The 17,100-nt window shown below is 56.8% G+C and carries 13 protein-coding genes; 4 read left to right on the top strand and 9 right to left on the bottom strand.

Going from position 1 to position 17,100, the window contains the following annotated elements; translation table 11 throughout:
• Positions 1-289: 289 nt before the first annotated feature.
• From KJS42_RS20025 to KJS42_RS20010, 4 genes are all read right to left on the bottom strand, one after another.
• Entirely contained in the window at positions 290-778 is a 489-nt protein-coding gene (locus KJS42_RS20025; protein WP_155608570.1) for a low molecular weight protein-tyrosine-phosphatase, read from the bottom strand.
• Positions 779-889: 111 nt separating this feature from the next.
• Complete coding sequence (locus KJS42_RS20020) at positions 890-1,765, bottom strand: AraC family transcriptional regulator (protein WP_213623925.1); 876 nt, start codon at positions 1,763-1,765, stop codon at positions 890-892.
• A gap of 233 nt (positions 1,766-1,998) precedes the next feature.
• Positions 1,999-5,142 (bottom strand): discoidin domain-containing protein, encoded by a 3,144-nt coding sequence (locus KJS42_RS20015; protein WP_213623924.1) that lies wholly within the window; start codon positions 5,140-5,142, stop codon positions 1,999-2,001.
• A 237-nt stretch (positions 5,143-5,379) separates the two neighbouring features.
• The gene (locus KJS42_RS20010) at positions 5,380-6,207 is read right to left on the bottom strand and encodes an AraC family transcriptional regulator (protein ID WP_193415621.1); all 828 of its coding nucleotides are present in this window, start codon (positions 6,205-6,207) and stop codon (positions 5,380-5,382) included.
• Between the two features lie 241 nt (positions 6,208-6,448).
• Between KJS42_RS20010 and KJS42_RS20005 the strand changes: the two genes are divergently transcribed.
• The 4 genes from KJS42_RS20005 to KJS42_RS19990 all read left to right on the top strand — a co-directional run bounded on the left by KJS42_RS20005 (position 6,449) and on the right by KJS42_RS19990 (position 10,754).
• Entirely contained in the window at positions 6,449-7,612 is a 1,164-nt protein-coding gene (locus KJS42_RS20005) for a Gfo/Idh/MocA family protein (RefSeq protein ID WP_213623923.1), read from the top strand.
• A 130-nt stretch (positions 7,613-7,742) separates the two neighbouring features.
• Complete coding sequence (locus KJS42_RS20000) at positions 7,743-8,591, top strand: sugar phosphate isomerase/epimerase family protein (RefSeq protein WP_213623922.1); 849 nt, start codon at positions 7,743-7,745, stop codon at positions 8,589-8,591.
• A gap of 11 nt (positions 8,592-8,602) precedes the next feature.
• Positions 8,603-9,709, top strand: a complete 1,107-nt coding sequence (locus tag KJS42_RS19995; protein ID WP_213623931.1) for a Gfo/Idh/MocA family protein — start codon at positions 8,603-8,605, stop codon at positions 9,707-9,709.
• 19 nt (positions 9,710-9,728) lie between these two features.
• On the top strand, positions 9,729-10,754 hold the full coding sequence (locus KJS42_RS19990; protein ID WP_213623921.1) for a Gfo/Idh/MocA family protein: 1,026 nt from the start codon (positions 9,729-9,731) through the stop codon (positions 10,752-10,754).
• Positions 10,755-10,894: 140 nt separating this feature from the next.
• On the opposite strand, the gene KJS42_RS19985 is transcribed toward KJS42_RS19990, so the two are convergent.
• From KJS42_RS19985 to KJS42_RS19965, 5 genes are all read right to left on the bottom strand, one after another.
• Positions 10,895-11,086 (bottom strand): hypothetical protein, encoded by a 192-nt coding sequence (locus KJS42_RS19985; RefSeq protein ID WP_155608576.1) that lies wholly within the window; start codon positions 11,084-11,086, stop codon positions 10,895-10,897.
• Between the two features lie 222 nt (positions 11,087-11,308).
• A complete protein-coding gene (locus tag KJS42_RS19980) occupies positions 11,309-12,286 on the bottom strand; it encodes an aldo/keto reductase (protein WP_155608577.1) in 978 nt (325 codons plus the stop codon).
• An 85-nt stretch (positions 12,287-12,371) separates the two neighbouring features.
• The gene (locus KJS42_RS19975; RefSeq protein WP_213623920.1) at positions 12,372-14,777 is read right to left on the bottom strand and encodes a glycoside hydrolase family 65 protein; all 2,406 of its coding nucleotides are present in this window, start codon (positions 14,775-14,777) and stop codon (positions 12,372-12,374) included.
• Positions 14,774-15,886, bottom strand: a complete 1,113-nt coding sequence (locus KJS42_RS19970; RefSeq protein WP_213623919.1) for a carbohydrate ABC transporter permease — start codon at positions 15,884-15,886, stop codon at positions 14,774-14,776. Before KJS42_RS19970 ends, KJS42_RS19975 begins: the two co-directional genes overlap by 4 nt.
• The gene (locus KJS42_RS19965) at positions 15,886-16,971 is read right to left on the bottom strand and encodes a carbohydrate ABC transporter permease (RefSeq protein WP_240908821.1); all 1,086 of its coding nucleotides are present in this window, start codon (positions 16,969-16,971) and stop codon (positions 15,886-15,888) included. The genes KJS42_RS19970 and KJS42_RS19965 overlap by 1 nt, the downstream gene beginning before the upstream one ends.
• Between the last annotated feature and the right edge of the window lie 129 nt (positions 16,972-17,100).

The following is a 17,100-nucleotide window of genomic DNA, read 5'->3' as shown; positions in this document are numbered from 1 at the left end:
CTCTCCCGCTGAATTTGCAGTGAAACTGGAGAGAAACGAAGTAAACGCGTTTAGAATCGCCGTATAGTTGAGCCGAACTAAGGTTTGATCCTAAAGTGTCCAATATTCGGGGGCCTGGCCGATTTCGCCTCGGTCGGACAGCCGCTGCACGTATCTAGCAGCCAAGCACCACCCGCCTAGTTCACCTGGCTAGTTAACTAAGGCCAGCTTCGTCCTGCTCAGGCCTGATTGGCCAGCTTTGGCCAGGCTCAGGCTAACACAAGTCTGCTCAGGCAGGCCAAATTCAAGCTTAGCCCAGCGCTTTTTCCCGCTGAATCAGCTCTAGCAAAGCGCCGCAGCCCTGCTGCACCAGGCCGTAGACCTCTTCGAAGTTCCCTGTGTAATACGGATCGGGAACCTCCTTCAACTGCGATTCCGACACGAGGTCCAGCAACTTCACGATCTGAGCATCGGTCTTAAGAGCCAGCGCCTTCAAATCGCGTTCATTTTGGTTATCCATCGCGATGATATAATCGAATTTGTCAAAATCATCCTGCGCCACCTGTCGCGCTTGCAATCCCTCATAGGAAATGCCGTACTGGTCCAAAATGCGGCGCGTACCGTGATGCGGCGGATTTCCCGTATGCCAATTGCCGGTTCCCGCCGAATCGATCACAAACTGTTCGCTTAATCCCGCTTCGGTAACCCGATGCCGAAAGACGGCTTCCGCCATGGGCGAACGGCAAATGTTCCCCAGGCATACAAACAAAACTCCCACTTTGCGTTTGTCGTTATCCATGGTTCTCCCTCTTCCTTCCTATAAGCTATCTACACTCTCTTAGCAGATCGTACTATAGGCGGTCCAAAAAGTCATCTTTGGTCCACGGTAAGCCGGAGAACAACCGCAGCTTCAGGCTTTGCGCGCCACCGGAATCCAGATTTCACTTCGGTAGTTGGGCAGGGACGTGTCCGGACTCTCGTTCCACAAAAGTTCAGGGCCTTCGGCCAATTCGTAATGAGCAGACGGGAACCACTCCGAATAAATCCGTCCCCATACGTTCTGCAGTGTCTCCGGGAACGGGCCGACCGCGGTAAACACCGCCCACGTCGAAGCCGCTACCTCTAACGAAGCGTAGCCTTCTGGGCAAGCGTGTGTTGTAGCCACGCCGAGGTAATGGTCCAGCTCCCCTTGCTCCTCCATGCGACCTTCCGAGAAGTTGGCCGACGCACTGATCATCCCGGCGGGTTCGAGGTTGGACAACCCCTTCAGCCTAGCAATCCTCTCCTGGGTTAAGCTTTGCGCCATTTCCGCAATATGCGGGTTAACCCCCTGAAATTGGATCGGCACCCGTTTGTGCAGGCCGACGATCCGAAAAGTTTCCTTTTCCACGATCCGATAATTCATTTCGTTTCCTCCTTGTATGGTGAGTTGGAAGGTCATCCGAGGATAGGCTTTGAGCGGTGCTCCCGGATCTCTTGCTTCCGACGGCGTGATTCCATGCAGGCCTTGGAATGCCCGGGCAAAGGCATCGGCGGAACCGTAACCGTATTGGATCGCAACGTCGATGACCCGCACCGGTCCCTGCTGCAGCTCGAAGGCAGCCAGCGTTAGCCGCCGACGGCGGATATATTCCGACAGCGGGATCCCGGCCAGGAACGAAAACATCCGCTTGAAATGGTATTCCGAGCAAACGGCGATCCGGGCGACTTCCTCATAATCGATTTCGTCCGTCAAATTCCGCTCGATGTAGTTCAAAGCCTCGTTCATATTTTTCAGCACATCCATCGTTTGCACCTCCTCTGGTTCCCAGCATAACAAGAGTCCTTCGGCCCCATCCGACTTTCCGCGCACCGGTTTTGCGGGGGGGTCCAGACCAGGCTGGCGAAATGAGTTTGGTACCAGTATAACGAATCAGAAGGAACGCCGAAAGTTTCAGCCAATCGCTCGCACGAATCCGAACAAAACAAACAAAGGGAAGGCCACCGGCCTTCCCTCCAATGCTACGGATATAGCCATCCTTATGGCGTTTCCGTCAAGATTTCTTCCGTCGTCCCCATCCCCTCATCCGCCCAATCCGCGGACGTATACAACGTGAAGATCAGATCCCGATTCGCTTCCGCGAACCAGGTTAACCCGCCGTCCGTGGACAACTTCGCTTCCCCGCCCGCATAAGGATCGGCGTCGCTGTAAGCAAACCCATAGTTGTTGTCCGTACTTGGCGTATAGTCCGAGCCGGGCGACTTCAGGATGAGACCATACGTTTTGCTCGTATTTAGTCCTTTGAGCTGTGGGTAAATCGAATATGGCGAGATCGAACCCGGGATGTTGTAAGCCGGAAGCGAAGCCGTAAACAGCTTCTCTGCCGGTTGGCCCTGATCGTCCAGCACGACCAGCTCGAAGTAATAAGCGTCCTTCGGTACCTCGTTCCGATAACTCTCATAAATGTAGACATCCAGCTTAGGCAAATCCGCATGCTCTAAAGTGAAGGTCTGCATCCGCTGAATTCCCGCCCGCACGTCGGAGTAATTAGCGTATCCCAGATCGCTGTCATCCTGGTCGATGCGGCTGCCTCCCTCTCCGGGCGCGTAATAAGCTTCCAACTCATAGATCGAAGGCACGCCATAGTTCGTATTCAGATAGAGTCTCAGCTTGGTTGTCGTAATCTCCGGAAACTTCAACGTCCGGTTGTCGCCTAGCGTAAATCCTTTCGTGATGTTCCGGTATGCCGAGCCGTCCCAATATTGCAGCGTATAATTGGCCGTTTTGAAATACGGATCGCGGAACTCCTTTACGACAACCTGGTTCATCTTCGTTTCCGTGCCAAAATCGATTTCCGCCCATTGATCGTTCTGTAGTCCGTCAGCCGCATTCCAGCGCGTCGTGGGATCGCCGTCCGTCAACTTATCCGCCTCGTAGCCGGGATCGCCCCAGGTCGAGGAGACATTGACAGGCTTCCCTAACGCCAGATTCATCGGTAACGGATCGGCAGGTGCCGGTTTTCCTGAACCCACGATTTGAATGATCGCTGAGCCTTTCGCTTCCAGTGGATACGTTAACGTTCCCTGCGCCGTGCCAAGCGATCGCCCGCTGTAGAGCTCGGTCAGCCGGTATTTTTTGTTGGGTTTGAGGCCCAGATCGGCCAATTCGACCTGGATGTCCTGGGCCTGGTTCGTCCAGTTGGACAGCCCGACTACCAGGTTGTCTTTCCCCTGCGTCAGTACAGTAACAGCAGGGGAATGCGCCTCATGATGGTAAAAGTCTGTCATCTGCAGTGGTTTCGCCGCCTGCCCTTTTTTCACCAGATCAAGCAGCTCCTTATTGTGCAGCCAAGCCAACCGGTCCTCGTCGATGAAAGGCAAGTTATCGCCGATCAGGTAATGGCCCCCGCCCAACGTCACCGCCGTATTCAGCAGCTTGGCGTCCTGTTGGCTGAACTTGTACCAGAACCCTTGGATCACGTATTGCGGAATGATCATGTCCGGGTCGTTGTATTCGTAGATCGTACCGTTCGTCCACCACGAAGCGGCGGTATTAAACGCCTGCCGCTCGATGCCGGAGTAGCTGGCTACGCCAAGCGACGTGTCGCAGGCCGCCCGCCGACCATGGGCAAACGCGGCCGGCAGCAGCGGCGCGATCGACTCGTTGATGTAAATCGGGCGGTCCGCCGCCAACACCGCATCGCGAATGATGCCCATCCCGATCCGGTAGTTCTGCATTCCATTCACCGAAGGATCGTAATGCTGGCCTTCGTACATGCCCATATCGATAAAATCCAGCTTAATGTAATCGTAGCCCCAGCGGATGTAATCGTCGATGTTCCGCTTCACGATTTGCTGTGCCACCGGATGGCTGAGGTCCAGCGCATAGGTGTTCAGATAGGTTTTGATCAGGTTCCCCTGCTCGTCCTTCAGACAAATGTCGCGATGAGTCAAGCCCGTGCCTTCGATCGGCAAATCGAGCCATTCCTCATAAATCGTAAACGGCGTCGAATATCCGCCCGCCTTGAGCCCTTTGGCATGCACGTAGTCGATGAACTTGGTGATCGATTGTTCAAAGGGCAGTCCGCTTTCCGCCTGAAAACCGCCATCCAGATTGAAATAATCATACCCCTGCGGCTTCAAATGCTCCGCTACGTAATCGACCATTGCGTACATGGCCTCCGCAGTAGCATAGCGATCATGCGAGTAGAAGGTGTTATAACCCATCGGCACGTCGCCGTCCCACTTCATATGAGGCTCCCCCTGGTTATAGACGGTGCCGTATTCCTCCAAGCCATGCTGGTAATCGTCATAATACCCGAGGAAAAACAGATCGGAGGACACCGTTGTTCCGCTATGACTTCCCCCCCAGTTGTACAGGGAAAATTCGGTCAACGGACCGTTCGGAATTTCCGCTTCGCCGAGCTTTTGGCTGCTTTTCCAATTCTGGACGGTGGCCGCACCGCCAACAAAGCCATGTTTATTCTCGTTATCAAATACCGCCGCGACCCAATGGCTGATCCCGTTGAAGTCGTCCCACGTCAACTGCTCGCCGGCGAAGCGGTCGGCTCCGTTTTGGCTTTTGCCGAAATCGTCGACCGGCGCGACCCCGAAATCGAAATTGTTCGAATACGGCGTCGTAAAGATCTTCTTCGCATCGCCCGCCCCGATCTCGATCCGCTGCGCGTCCATGGGCGTCAGCTCCTCCACGGTCAGCCCGTCCGCCCGCTGCACCTGCATGTCAGTGAGCACGTATGAAACCTTAGGGTACAAGTAAAAGTTCAAATCGATTTGCTCGCCGGTTTCCAACTGGCTGTGAATCGTCAGCTTACGCCCGTTTTTGCCATAGGCGTCCGGCTTCAGCTTAGTCCACTCGGCCGAACTTTCCACGGCATCCCGGGTTGAGCGGGTTTCGCCGCCCTTCTCCCGGAAGCTCGCCTCGAACTGCGGCACGACCGGCAGTCCGTCCCACGACAAGCTGCCGGTCCCTTGCACCAAATCAAAAACCAACGAATGCCTTCCGTTCGACGCCTGAACGATGTTGCCGTTTCGGGCATAAGCCCCGGCTTCTTCCTCCGCCTGTACAGCCTGCGCGGATCCCAAAGGTCCGGAGAAAGCGAGTGTACCGGCTAACCAAAGAATGCATGCGAGCGTCGTCTTCCCTGTCCGTAAACGTCTTCTCACCTTTACGCCTCCCTCAATCTTGAATGGGTGGAACCTCGGTTTACGATGCCAGAACTGGATGTATTTTCTATCCTCATTCTAAAAACGGCCCTGTCCCACAGCTATACCGCAATGTAATGATTCATGCAGGAAAACGCCTTACATCCAAATTTGGCACAAAAAAGCCCGCTCCCTGCGCATATAGGCGTGGGGTGCGGGCGGTGCGGCTGAGATCAGTTGGCGTTCATACGGTGCAGGCTACCTTGTGCAAGCCCGGTACGCGGTAGGCGAGATCCCGGCATGGCTCTTGAACTGGCGGGAAAAATGGGCCAACTGCATGCCCAGCCGATCAGCAATGTCGGCGATGCTGTCGTCGGTGAAGGTCAGCAGCCGCTTGGCTTCCTCCATCCGTTTGCGCTGTACGTAATGCATGGGGGTGACGCCCATGATTTTTTTGAAATAAGGAATAAAATAATTCGGATGCAAATGGACGATGTCGGCCAGCGTTTCGATTTCAATCGGCCCGTACAGATGCTCTTGGATGTATTTCAGCACGCCGCTCAGCTTGTTCCGTTCCGTAAACTGCATATAGTCCTTCAAATAATCGCGGTATCCCCCCTCCTCCAGGCAGCAGGCGAGCAGGTTCAGGAGACAAGCCTGCATGCGCAGCCCGGCAAAAGGGCCGCCAGACTGAAACTGGCGGATCATCTCGTCGAAGGTCGCACGGACGTACTCCAGATTGCCGGCATCGCTGATAAACAACTTGCTTCCGGCATGAAACAGCGGCCATTCCCCTATTTGGGCGTCGAAATGACAGAAATAACGCGTATAGGGATCATCCGGGTTCGTAGACGTCGTCTGGCTTGTCCCTGCCGGCATGATCATAAGTTGGCCCGGTCGAGGATAATAAGTCTCCCCGTTGATGATCACCGAGCCTTCCCCTTCCGCGATAAAATAAAGCCGGTTGAAGCTAGGAGCCAGCTCCGTCCGGTTCCAGCCGGGAAAGCCGCTTCGCAGCTGGGCATGCGTCACCGTCACGGTCAAGCTCTCGGGCAGCCGCCCGGCGAGCAGATCCATCTCATTCATCGTTTCCCATTCCCTTTGTTGTATTGTAAGCCCTTCCACTTTCAAGGATTCTGATCTCATTGTAGCATTCGCATTTATCGAATACACCTTAATTTTGCGCAAAACCGTCTTAATCCGTGCCCTTCTCAACCCTTTCGATTCAAGCTAAGCTAAGAGCGACAGGACTACACAAAAGCGGACAGGATATTTAGTATGAGGTTCAAAGAAGGTTACCTCTAAGGGAAAGGCAGGGAGCGTTTAAATGGATAAACTACGTTTCGCCATCATCGGCATCGGCAATATGGGCACATCCCATGCGTTGAACCTCTGCGGCGAGATCCAGGGTGCGGAGCTGACCGCCGTATGCGACACCAACCCCGAGCGCCTGAAGTGGGCGAAGGAACATTTGCCGGAGACGGTGCAGACCTTTGACACGCCGGAAGCGTTGTTTGCTTCGCGGGCGATGGATGCCGTGCTGATTGCTACGCCGCATTACGATCACCCGACGCTGGCGGTGCAGGCTTTTGAGAGCGGTTACCATGTACTCGTCGAGAAGCCGGCCGGCGTGTTCACCAAAGCGGTCCGCGAGATGAACGAAGCGGCCGCGAAGTCCGGCAAGCAGTTTGGTATCATGTACAATCAGCGGACCAATCCGCTGTACGCCAAGCTGCGCGACCTCGTATTGTCTGGAGAGCTGGGGGCGATCCGCCGCACGAACTGGATCATCACGAACTGGTATCGTTCGCAGAGCTACTACGACTCCGGCGGCTGGCGTGCCACCTGGGCCGGAGAAGGCGGCGGCGTGCTGCTGAATCAGGACCCGCACCAACTCGATTTGTGGCAGTGGACGACCGGGATGATGCCGAAGCGGGTCCGCGCGTTTTGCCACTTCGGCAAATACCGCAACATCGAGGTGGAAGACGACGTGACCGCCTACGTAGAATACGAGAACGGCGCCACCGGGCTATTCGTCACCACGACCGGCGAAGCGCCGGGCACGAACCGCTTCGAGTTGTCCGGCGACAACGGCAAAATCGTCGTGGAAGACGGCAAGCTCACGTTCTGGCGGCTGCGGATGCCCGAGCCGCAGTTCAACGCGGAATATACCGGCGGCTTTGGCCAGCCGGAATGCTGGAAATGCGACATCCCGGTGAGCGGCGGCGACGGACCGCAGCATAAGGGGATTTTGCAGAACTTCACGAACGCGCTGCTGCGCGGTGAGAAGCTGCTCGCCCCAGGCGAGGAAGGCATCCGCGGCCTGACGATTTCCAACGCCATGCACCTGTCGGCCTGGACCGACGATTGGGTAGACCTCCCGCTGGATGAGGAGCTATTCTACGCCAAGCTGCAGGAGAAGATTCAAGCCTCCTCGTTCCGCAAGGACGGCGGCAGCGGCAAGGTGCTCGACGTGTCGGGGACACATTGAGCATTCGGGAGATAAGAGTCTATCATTGCCGCGGCCGAAGAATAGAGTGATTTTTTCACCTTATTTGAGACATACGCTGGGGAATGCTAGCCCCCTCCTCCAATTCCGTAACAAAAAGGAGCGATAACCCATGAAATTGTCCGTATTTACCGTATCCACCCCGGATTTGACGCCGGAGGAGTTGGTACAGGCCGCAAGGGAAGCCGGTCTCCACGGTGTGGAGTGGCGTTTCAAGGAAATCCCCGCCGAGGCAACTGGTGAGAAGCCATCGTATTGGCGCAACAATTTGTGCTCGATCGATCCGTCTTCAACGGAAGAACAGCTGCTTCGCTTCAAGCGCATCACCGAAGCTGAGGGACTTGAGATGGCAGGCATCGCGCCGTATTTGAACTCGCTGGACCTCGAAGAGACGGAGCGGGTATTCGCCGTCGCCCGCCTGCTGGGTGCGAAGACGATCCGCGTAGGCGCGGCCGGATATGACGGCTCAACGCCCTATCCCGAGTTGTACGACAAAACGGTGCGTTACCTGAAAGAAGCTGAGCGTTTGGCCAAACAATACGGCGTCAAAGGCGTCGTGGAAACACACCATCTGACGATTGCGCCAAGCGCCAGCCTCGCCCATCGACTGGTCAGCCACTGCGATCCCGATCAGATCGGCGTGCTGTATGATCCGGGCAACATGGTGCACGAAGGTTACGAGCAGTTCAAAATGGGACTCCAGTTGCTCGGGCCCTATCTCGCTCATGTCCACGTCAAAAACGCCGCCTGGTCGCAAACCGGGACGCGCGAGGACGGCAGCGCGGCTTGGCGTTGCGAATGGTCGCCGCTAGCGAACGGCGTGATCGACTACAGCCGGCTGCTCCAGGACCTGAAGTCCGTTGGCTACGACGGCTACCTTGGCATTGAGGACTTCAGCGGCCATTACGGTTCGAAAGAGATGCTCCGCAAGTTTGCCGAGTTTATCCACGAAAGGATGTAAGGCCGATGACGATGGATAAACAACAGCAGCCCTCTTATCAAGCGAAGGACGGGATGAACTATGCGCCTAAGGGGCGTCCGAATGCGGTCGTGAAGCCCGGCGAATTTGCATTTGCCGCGGCGGCTCTGGACCACGGGCATATTTACGGAATGGCAGGCGGGCTAATTGAAGCCGGAGCGACCTTGAAGTGGGTTTACGATCCCGACCCGGCGAAAGTGCAGGCGTTTGTGGAGCAGTACCCGCAAGCGATCCGGGCAGACAGCCTTGAGCAGGTGCTCGCCGATCCCGAGGTACGGCTCGTCGCTGCTGCGGCGGTTCCGTCGGAGCGGGGACCACTGGGTCTCAAGGTGATGGACGCCGGGAAGGATTATTTTACCGACAAGACGCCGTTCACCCACCTGGATCAGCTCGAAGCCGCACGCCGGAAGGTTCGCGAAACCGGCCGCAAATATATGGTGTATTACAGCGAACGCTTGCATGTAGAATCCGCCGTGTATGCCGGCCAACTCGTTCAGCAAGGGGCGATCGGACGCGTGTTGCAGGTAACCGGGTTTGGTCCGCATCGGCTGAATGCAGGTTCGCGGCCAGAGTGGTTTTTTCAGAAGGAGAAATACGGCGGCATTCTCTGCGACATCGGCAGCCACCAAATCGAGCAGTTCCTGTATTATACCGGGTGTCGGGAAGCCCAGGTGTTGCACAGCAAAGTAGCCAATTACCATCATCCCGAATACCCCGAGCTGGAGGATTACGGCGACGCAACGCTGGTTGGCGATAACGGGGCGACCCAGTATTTCCGCGTCGACTGGTTTACGCCGGACGGCCTCAGCACCTGGGGAGACGGGCGGACGTTCATTCTGGGCACCGAAGGGTATATCGAGCTGCGCAAATACGTCGATCTTGCCCGGGACACGGACGGCGATCATGTCTACCTGGTGAATCAGGACGGCGAGCAGCATTTTGCCGTGCGCGGTCAGGTCGGTTATCCGTTCTTTGGCGAATTAATCCTGGATTGCCTGAACCGCACAGAGAACGCGATGACGCAAGAGCACGCCTTCAAAGCCGCGGAGCTATGCCTGAAAGCCCAGCAACAGGCGCTACAAATCACCACATCTTACTAGGACGGGAAGGGACCTTACGATGCAAGAACCGATAGGCGCAGCCATCGTCGGCTGCGGAGCGATTTTCCCGCTGCATGCCGGGGCTGTGCAGCAGTTGGACGGCGTGAAGCTGAAGGTCGTCGTCGACAGCGATGCCTCCAAAGCAGAGCAGGCAGCTGCGGAATATGCCTGCGAAGCGGCGAGCGATTACCAGACCTTACTGGAACGCGATGACATTCAAGTCGTTCATTTATGTACGCCCCACCACCTGCATGCGGAGATGGCAACGCGTCTGCTACGGGCCGGAAAGCACGTACTCACAGAGAAGCCGCTCGCGCATCATCTAAAGGCAGCGGAGGATTTGCTTGCGGAAGCGCGCCGCAACGAAGCGCAGCTTGGCGTCGTTTTTCAGAATCGATATAACGCCTCGTCCCAGAAGATCCGCGAATTCCTGGATTCGAAAACGCTGGGTCGGCTCCTCTGCCTCAAAGGTATCGTCACCTGGCACCGAGACGAGGCTTATTATACCGACAGCCCATGGCGAGGACGCTGGGCGACCGAAGGCGGCGGCGTATTGATTAACCAGGCGATCCATACGCTCGATCTCCTGCAATGGTTCGGCGGTGATGTCGTCTCCGTACAAGGAAGCGTCACCGCCGATGCCCTTGGCGACGTGATCGAGGTGGAGGATACGGCGCATGCCAGCTTCCGGTTTGCGGACGGCGTCCGCGGGTTGTTTTACGCCACCAATGCGTATTTGGCCAACTCCCCTGTTGAACTGGAGCTGGTGTTTGAAGGCGGCACGCTGCATCAGCGGGGCGACCGCCTGTATTTAATTCAGGACGGCCTAGAAAGCCTGATCTCCGAGCCGCCGGTCAGCCTCGACGACGCGGGAAGAATCATCGGCAAATCTTACTGGGGCTCAAGCCACCGGTTATTAATCGCCGATTTTTACGACCACATCCGGACAGGAACGCGCTTTGCGATGAATGGCGAAGAAGGCCTCAAAACGCTGCGGCTCATCGCAGAACTGTATCGTTCCTCCCGGACGCGAGACTCCAGATAAGAACAGGCAACCAGAACAAGGGACTGGGAACTAAGACTTAGACAAACGAAAATGGAATATCGATGCATAGAGAGTAGACCGTTTCTTACGAGGGGCGGTCTATCTTGTATCGGGGGACTTACTGGAGGGTACGACCGAGGTTAACGCAGTTTTCGCATCCTAGCAAGGATGGAAATCAGTACCGAATTCATACCTATGGGTACCTTAGACCGCTCGTTCCTTGGTTTCTCCTTCTCCCAAAGCCGGAATTGCCGGGCCATCCTGCATCGGTCCAGCTCCTTGCGAAGATCCCGGATATGCTGTTTGGCAACGTCCAAATCGTTCATATACATCACGCTCCCACCTCCTTTCCATTTTCAAGTTAATCATCACCATATTTGGATCATGATTTCCTTCTTTATCCTTTCCTATCATAACGCCAAGGTTGCGGCCGCGTAAGGGTACAAAACACCTTAAGTTCTTTTTTCCCTCTTCCTCCCCGCAAAAAAAAAGCGGCCACCTTTGTTTTATGCAAAGGGGTCGCTTTTGTTCACGGCGTTCCTCACGCTTATAGTTTATTGATAGAAATTGCGGATCCAGCGGTGGGATTTCAGCTTGGCTACCTGTTCGGCGCTTAAGCCGCGGCCGTCGCCAACCGGCATGTTGCGCTCAACGTTGCGAACCGTTCGCATTCCCGGGATGACCGTCGATACCGCCGGGTGACTCAGGACGTAACGCAGCGCGATTTCCGGCATCTCCTCCAGCGAAACTCCCAGCTCAGCGGCGATCTTTTGCACCCGATTGTACACTTCCTGCTTCCGGTCGTCGCGGAAATAGTGATTACGGAAGTCGCCTTCCTCGAATGTGGTCTCCGGCGTTACTTTGCCCGTCAATCCGCCTTCGTCCAACGCAACCCGGACGATCACGCCAACATGGTGCTTCTCACAGGCTGGCAGCAGTTGGTCCTCCGGACTTTGATCGAAAAGGTTATAGATGACCTGAACGGTATCCACGACCCCGGTTTCGATCAGCTTGATCGCATTTTCCGGCTGATGGTCATTGATGGAGACGCCAAAATGGCGGATTTTCCCCTGTTCCTTCAGCTTTTGTATGCCTTCCAACCAAGAGCCCTGGCCCACCCACTCATCGGACCAGACGTGGAACTGCTGCACATCGATCGTCTCCAGGCCGAGATGACCGAGGCTCCGCTCCGTGCAGGCAATCACATGCTCGGCGGTAAACGTTTCGTCAGCCGGTACACCGGCGCGAGCGGGCCATTGGCCGTTTTTCGGCGGAATTTTGGTGGCCACGTAAATGTCCTTCCCCTGTGCCTTCTGCTCGCGAACGACCTGTCCCACCAGCTTCTCGCTGTGGCCATCCCCGTACCCGAGGGCGGTATCGATAAAGTTAAGGCCCAGCTCAATGGAGCGGCGCAGCGCTTGCAGCGACTGGTCGTCGCTGGCTCCAACCCATCCGGATTTGCCGATCCCCCAAGCCCCGTAGCCAATTTCGGAAATCCGCAGCCCGGTTCGGCCCAGCGTTCTGTAATTCATCGTTCTTCCTCCTGTCGCGTCCAAAATGGTCCTACGCCCCCATTATACGCCCGCCGGACAGGCTCCCGCAAAAGGGACGCGCACCCTAGTTCCCCAGGTGGCTGTCGGCTGGTTCGCGATCCGCCGCTAACGCACGTCGGACGGGTTCACCCGGGCGAATCGCAAGGCGTTCTCCGTCGTGCCGAATCTCCAGGCCCTCCCCTTCGCGAAGCGTATAGACGACCTGCTCCTTGTCAAAAAACACCTCAAGAAGTCGCCCCCGGTGCATCACCTTAAACCGGCAGCTCTCCCATTGCGGAGGTAGTACCGGACGGAAACCCAACACGCCGTTGCTGTCGAGCCGCATTCCGCCAAACCCGTTCACGACCGCCATCCACGAACCTGCCATCGCCGCGGTATGCAATCCGTCCTTGGCATTGCCGTTCACGTCGTCCAAATCCATCCGCACCGTCCGGCTGAAATAGTCGTAAGCGTCTTCCAATTCGCCGATTTCAGCAGCGATGATGCTGTGGATACATGGGGACAGCGAGGAATCATGCGTCGTCAGCGGTTCGTAATACCGGTAGTTGCGGATTTTCTCCTCCCGCGAAAACTGCTCGCCTAGCAAAAACAACACCAACACCAGATCGGCTTGCTTCAACACCTGATGACGGTAGATGACAAGCGGATGGTAGTGCAGCAGCAACGGATAGTTTTCCGGCGGCGTGCCGGCGAAATCCCATTTCCGCTTGGACAAGAACGTATCGTCCTGCGCGTAGATCCCCAATTCCTCGTCATACGGGACGTACATCTTGTCCGCCGCCTGCTGCCAACCAAGGATTTCCCCTTCCGTGAGACCGATCTTCCGCTGAAGCCGGGCGAAATCCGAAGAGTACCGCTCGCGCAGCACCCCCGCAGTCTCGCAGGCATACCGAAGGTGTTCGCGGGCCATAAGGTTCGTGTATGCGTTGTTGTTCACAACCGCCGTGTATTCGTCCGGACCGGTCACCCCGTCGATGCAAAAAGCACCGCCACGGGCCGGATTGTAATGGCCAAGGTCCACCCAGAACCGGGACGTCTCGAACAAGATCTCCGCGCCCTGCTGCACGAGAAACGCCTCGTCTCCCGTCGCCTGGACGTATTGGCGGATGCCGTAGGCGATGTCGGCGTTGATATGGGCCTGCGCGGTGCCCGCCGGGAAATAGGCGGAGTTCTCCTCGCCGCCAATCGTCCGCCACGGATACAGCGCGCCCCGCTGCGACATCACCTTCGCCCGCTGCCGCGCCTGCTCCAGCGTGCGGTAGCGGAATTCCAGCAAGGCCCGGCCGATCTCCGGCGTCGTGAAGGTAAAGAAGGGCAGCACGTACATTTCGGTGTCCCAGAAATAATGCCCTTCATACCCTTCGCCGGTGAGACCCTTGGCGGCCATGCTGGTCCGCCCGTCGCGTCCGGCCGACTGCAGCAGGCCAAACGCGTTAAACCGCAGCCCCTGCTGGAGCGCGGGATCGCCTTTGATCTCCACGTCGGCGCGGCTCCAGAACGCGTCCAGATAAGCATGCTGCTCCTCGGCCAGCCCGTCGAAGCCGCGGCTTTCGGCCATCTGCAGCACTTCCGCGCTTCGCATCTGCAGCTCTTCCTCCCGGGTATCTCGGGAGGTGTGAGTGCTGATGAATTTGCTCAGCGAAACGGTGTCCCCCCGGCGCAGCGCCACGTCGTACTGCACCGACAACCGCTGCCTGTCGTGCTTCTCCGACAGGCTATACGAGGCGGACGGCGGCAGCGCCAGCCGGTGGCTCATCGCCGTCAGCAGCGCGAAGCGGCTATGCCGCGTGCGCTGCTTCAGCCAGCCGCCGCCGCGCCCGTCGCTCCCCGCCCCCTCCAACAGGAGGCTGGGCTCCGTGCGGCGTGCCCCGAGGCGCGGATCTCCGCCCCGGTCCGGCGCATCTGCCTCGGCGATGTCCCCGTCCATCGCCGAGCAGATCGACACGGTGCCGTCGAAGTTCAGTGCCGTCACCTCGTAGTGGATCGCCGCCAGATGCCGATGGGTCAACGACACCAGGCGGCGGATATGAATCAGCACGCGGTGTCCGGCTGGGGATTCCCATTCAACCAACCGGTGCAACACACCGCTTTGCATATGCAGCACTCTTTTGTAGAATCGCACATGCCCCCGGTTCAAATGAAAGGTCTCGCCCTCGAGGGTCAGCTTGATGACCCCGGCATCCGTCACGTTTAGCATCGCTTGGCCCTCGGACGGAAACCCATACGCCCCTTCGGGATAAAGGATCGGCGCGGTATCGTAGAACCCGTTCACATAACAGCCGCGCACCGAGATTCCTTCCTGCCCGTGGTACCCCTCCTCAAAATGGCCGCGCATCCCGATGTACCCGTTACCCAAGGCAAACAAGCTCTCCTTGCGCTGATTGTCCTTCTCATCGTACGCATCCTCGACCAGGCTCCATTCCCGCGGGGAATGCAGTGTCGCCGGGTGCTCCTCAGACCGTTTGTTCATCCTTTCACCGAGCCTCCCATCAGCCCTCTGACAAAGTACTTCTGCAAGAGGAAAAAGATCGTGAGCGGCATCAGCATGGAGATAAACGCCGCCGACGTAAGCAGATGCCAGTCGTTTCCTCTCGATCCGACGAGGTCGGCTATTTTCATCGACATCACCTGCACGCTTGGCTGGTTGCCGATGAAGATCAGCGATACCAGATAATCGTTCCATACCCACAGGAACTGGAAGATGCCGATCGAAGCCAGTGCCGGTACGGACAACGGCAGGATCAACCGGGAGAAGATCGTAAAGTGACTCGCCCCGTCAATGAAAGCCGATTCGAACAAATCCTTCGGCAACTGGCTGATAAAGTTATACATAAAATACGTCACGAGCGGTAAGCCGAAGGCGGTATGGGCCAACCAAATGCCCAGGTAGCTGCCGTTCAGGCCCAATGCAGTGTAATCCTTCAGCACCGGGATGAGTGCGACCTGCAGCGGAATGACCAGCATCGCGATGATCACCACGAACAGCGTTTTGCGCCCGGGGAACCGCAGCCAGGCAAACGCGTAGGCGGCAAACGAAGCGATCAGCACCGGGATGACCGTCGCCGGTACGGCGATCGTCAGCGTATTCCAGAACGCCTGGGATAACCCGCTCCCTTTCTGGATCGATTCGCTGCCGTCGGCCAGCTTTAGCTTATATTCCTTGCCGGACAGCACATTTTTGTAGTTCTCCAGCGTCAGCGCCGGCTTAAACTCCCAGCCCTGCTCCTGCACGTTTAGTGTGCGGGCCCGGCGATTCTCCCAGATCAGCCGTTGGTCATCGCTGAGAACCCCGGCTTTCAGCTCGTCGTCGTTGAAGGTTTGCCCATTCACCTCAATCGGCTCGCGCAGATCGATATCTTTCGATAGCTGAATCGTCTCCGCATTCGTCCATTCCCGGTGGGGAAACACGTTCCACCAACCGGTATGCAGAATATCCGACGCTGGCCGGAAGGAGGAAATCAATAATCCCAGCGTAGGAATGAGCCATAATAAGCAGATGACGCCCAGTACGAGATTGACGATCGTTTTGCCGCGTTTGCGTTTGGTTCCTGTGGTACGTGGCTGATTCGTGCCCGCCATTAGAATCCCCCCTGCTTGCGGATCTGCCGCAGATTAAAGAAGATGACCGGCAGCACGGCAATCAGCAGGACGATCGCCAGCGTGGAGCCGTATCCGAAATTGCGGTACATAAAGAACTGCCGGTAAAACTGCGTAGCCACCACTTCCGTCCCGTATTGTCCGCCGGTCATGACCATAACAACGTCGAAGATTTTTAGCGTAAACACGATGATCGTCGTCGTCACCGTCAGGATCGTTGCGGAGATAAACGGGATGATGATGCGGAAGAAGATTTTGATTTCACCGGCCCCGTCCACACGCGCCGCTTCCAGAATATCGTCCGGGACGCCTTTAATCGCCGCGGAGAAAATCACCATGGCGAACCCGGTTTGCATCCAGATCAGAATCAGAATGAGAAACAGATTATTCCACGGCTGCAGCATGCTGGTCCAGGCCTGTGCTTCTCCGCCCAGGGCAACGACGATGGCGTTAAGTAAGCCGATCTGCTGGTCACCGGGCTGATAATAGTACACAAACTTCCAGATCACCCCCGCCGCCACAAACGAGATGGCCATGGGCATAAAGATGATCGACTTGGCGATCTTCTCATAGCTGCTGCGATCGGCGAGGATTGCAATCAGCAGCCCGAACCCAACGCAAGCCAGCGTGCCGAGGAACACCCATAGCAGGTTGTTGCGCAGTGCCGTCCCCATCAGCTTATCGGTGAAAATCGCCGCATAGTTGGCTAGCCCCACAAACTTCTCCGAGGAGGCGTTAAAGAAGCTGAGATAGAGCGTCCGAACGGCGGGCAGAACAAGGAGCCATCCTAGCAAGATGACCGCTGGGCCGATGAAGATAAACGGCAGCACCTTCCGCCGGACCTGTTCCGGATATTGCTCCACCGCCAAGTTAAACGTATAAAAAAGAAAATATACGCCGAGCACGCCCCATAGGACCGCGCATACCGCGGTCAACAGCGGATTCAGCGTCGAGTCGCGGAAGAAACGGAATATCAATCCGTGTCCGGCGGCATTGGCGAGCAAAATGACCAGGGTGAAGAGCACGGCCCTCAGGCTGACGGTTCGCTTGGCCTCTGAACTCATCATGACCCCTCCTAAAAGTTTGGTGAGCGTAATTTTCTGAATAACCGGTTGGATTCATAACTAAGAGGGGCGGTGTACCGGAACCCACGTTTCGGTTCGCGCGCCCCTCCAGCGGTGCAGTATTATTATGGC

It is taken from the genome of Paenibacillus sp. J53TS2 (assembly GCF_018403305.1).
GTDB lineage: Bacteria > Bacillota > Bacilli > Paenibacillales > Paenibacillaceae > Fontibacillus > Fontibacillus rhizolycopersici.
The sequence above is the reverse complement of the archived record's forward strand: the minus strand, read 5'-3'. Positions and strand labels throughout refer to the sequence as shown.

Coding starts and splice junctions, on each gene's coding strand:
- KJS42_RS20025 (WP_155608570.1), bottom strand. CDS start 778: ATGGATAACGACAAACGCAAAGTGGGAGTTTTGTTTGTATGCCTGGGG.
- KJS42_RS20020 (WP_213623925.1), bottom strand. CDS start 1,765: ATGGATGTGCTGAAAAATATGAACGAGGCTTTGAACTACATCGAGCGG.
- KJS42_RS20010 (WP_193415621.1), bottom strand. CDS start 6,207: ATGAATGAGATGGATCTGCTCGCCGGGCGGCTGCCCGAGAGCTTGACC.
- KJS42_RS20005 (WP_213623923.1), top strand. CDS start 6,449: ATGGATAAACTACGTTTCGCCATCATCGGCATCGGCAATATGGGCACA.
- KJS42_RS20000 (WP_213623922.1), top strand. CDS start 7,743: ATGAAATTGTCCGTATTTACCGTATCCACCCCGGATTTGACGCCGGAG.
- KJS42_RS19995 (WP_213623931.1), top strand. CDS start 8,603: ATGGATAAACAACAGCAGCCCTCTTATCAAGCGAAGGACGGGATGAAC.
- KJS42_RS19990 (WP_213623921.1), top strand. CDS start 9,729: ATGCAAGAACCGATAGGCGCAGCCATCGTCGGCTGCGGAGCGATTTTC.
- KJS42_RS19985 (WP_155608576.1), bottom strand. CDS start 11,086: ATGTATATGAACGATTTGGACGTTGCCAAACAGCATATCCGGGATCTT.
- KJS42_RS19980 (WP_155608577.1), bottom strand. CDS start 12,286: ATGAATTACAGAACGCTGGGCCGAACCGGGCTGCGGATTTCCGAAATT.
- KJS42_RS19975 (WP_213623920.1), bottom strand. CDS start 14,777: ATGAACAAACGGTCTGAGGAGCACCCGGCGACACTGCATTCCCCGCGG.
- KJS42_RS19970 (WP_213623919.1), bottom strand. CDS start 15,886: ATGGCGGGCACGAATCAGCCACGTACCACAGGAACCAAACGCAAACGC.
- KJS42_RS19965 (WP_240908821.1), bottom strand. CDS start 16,971: ATGATGAGTTCAGAGGCCAAGCGAACCGTCAGCCTGAGGGCCGTGCTC.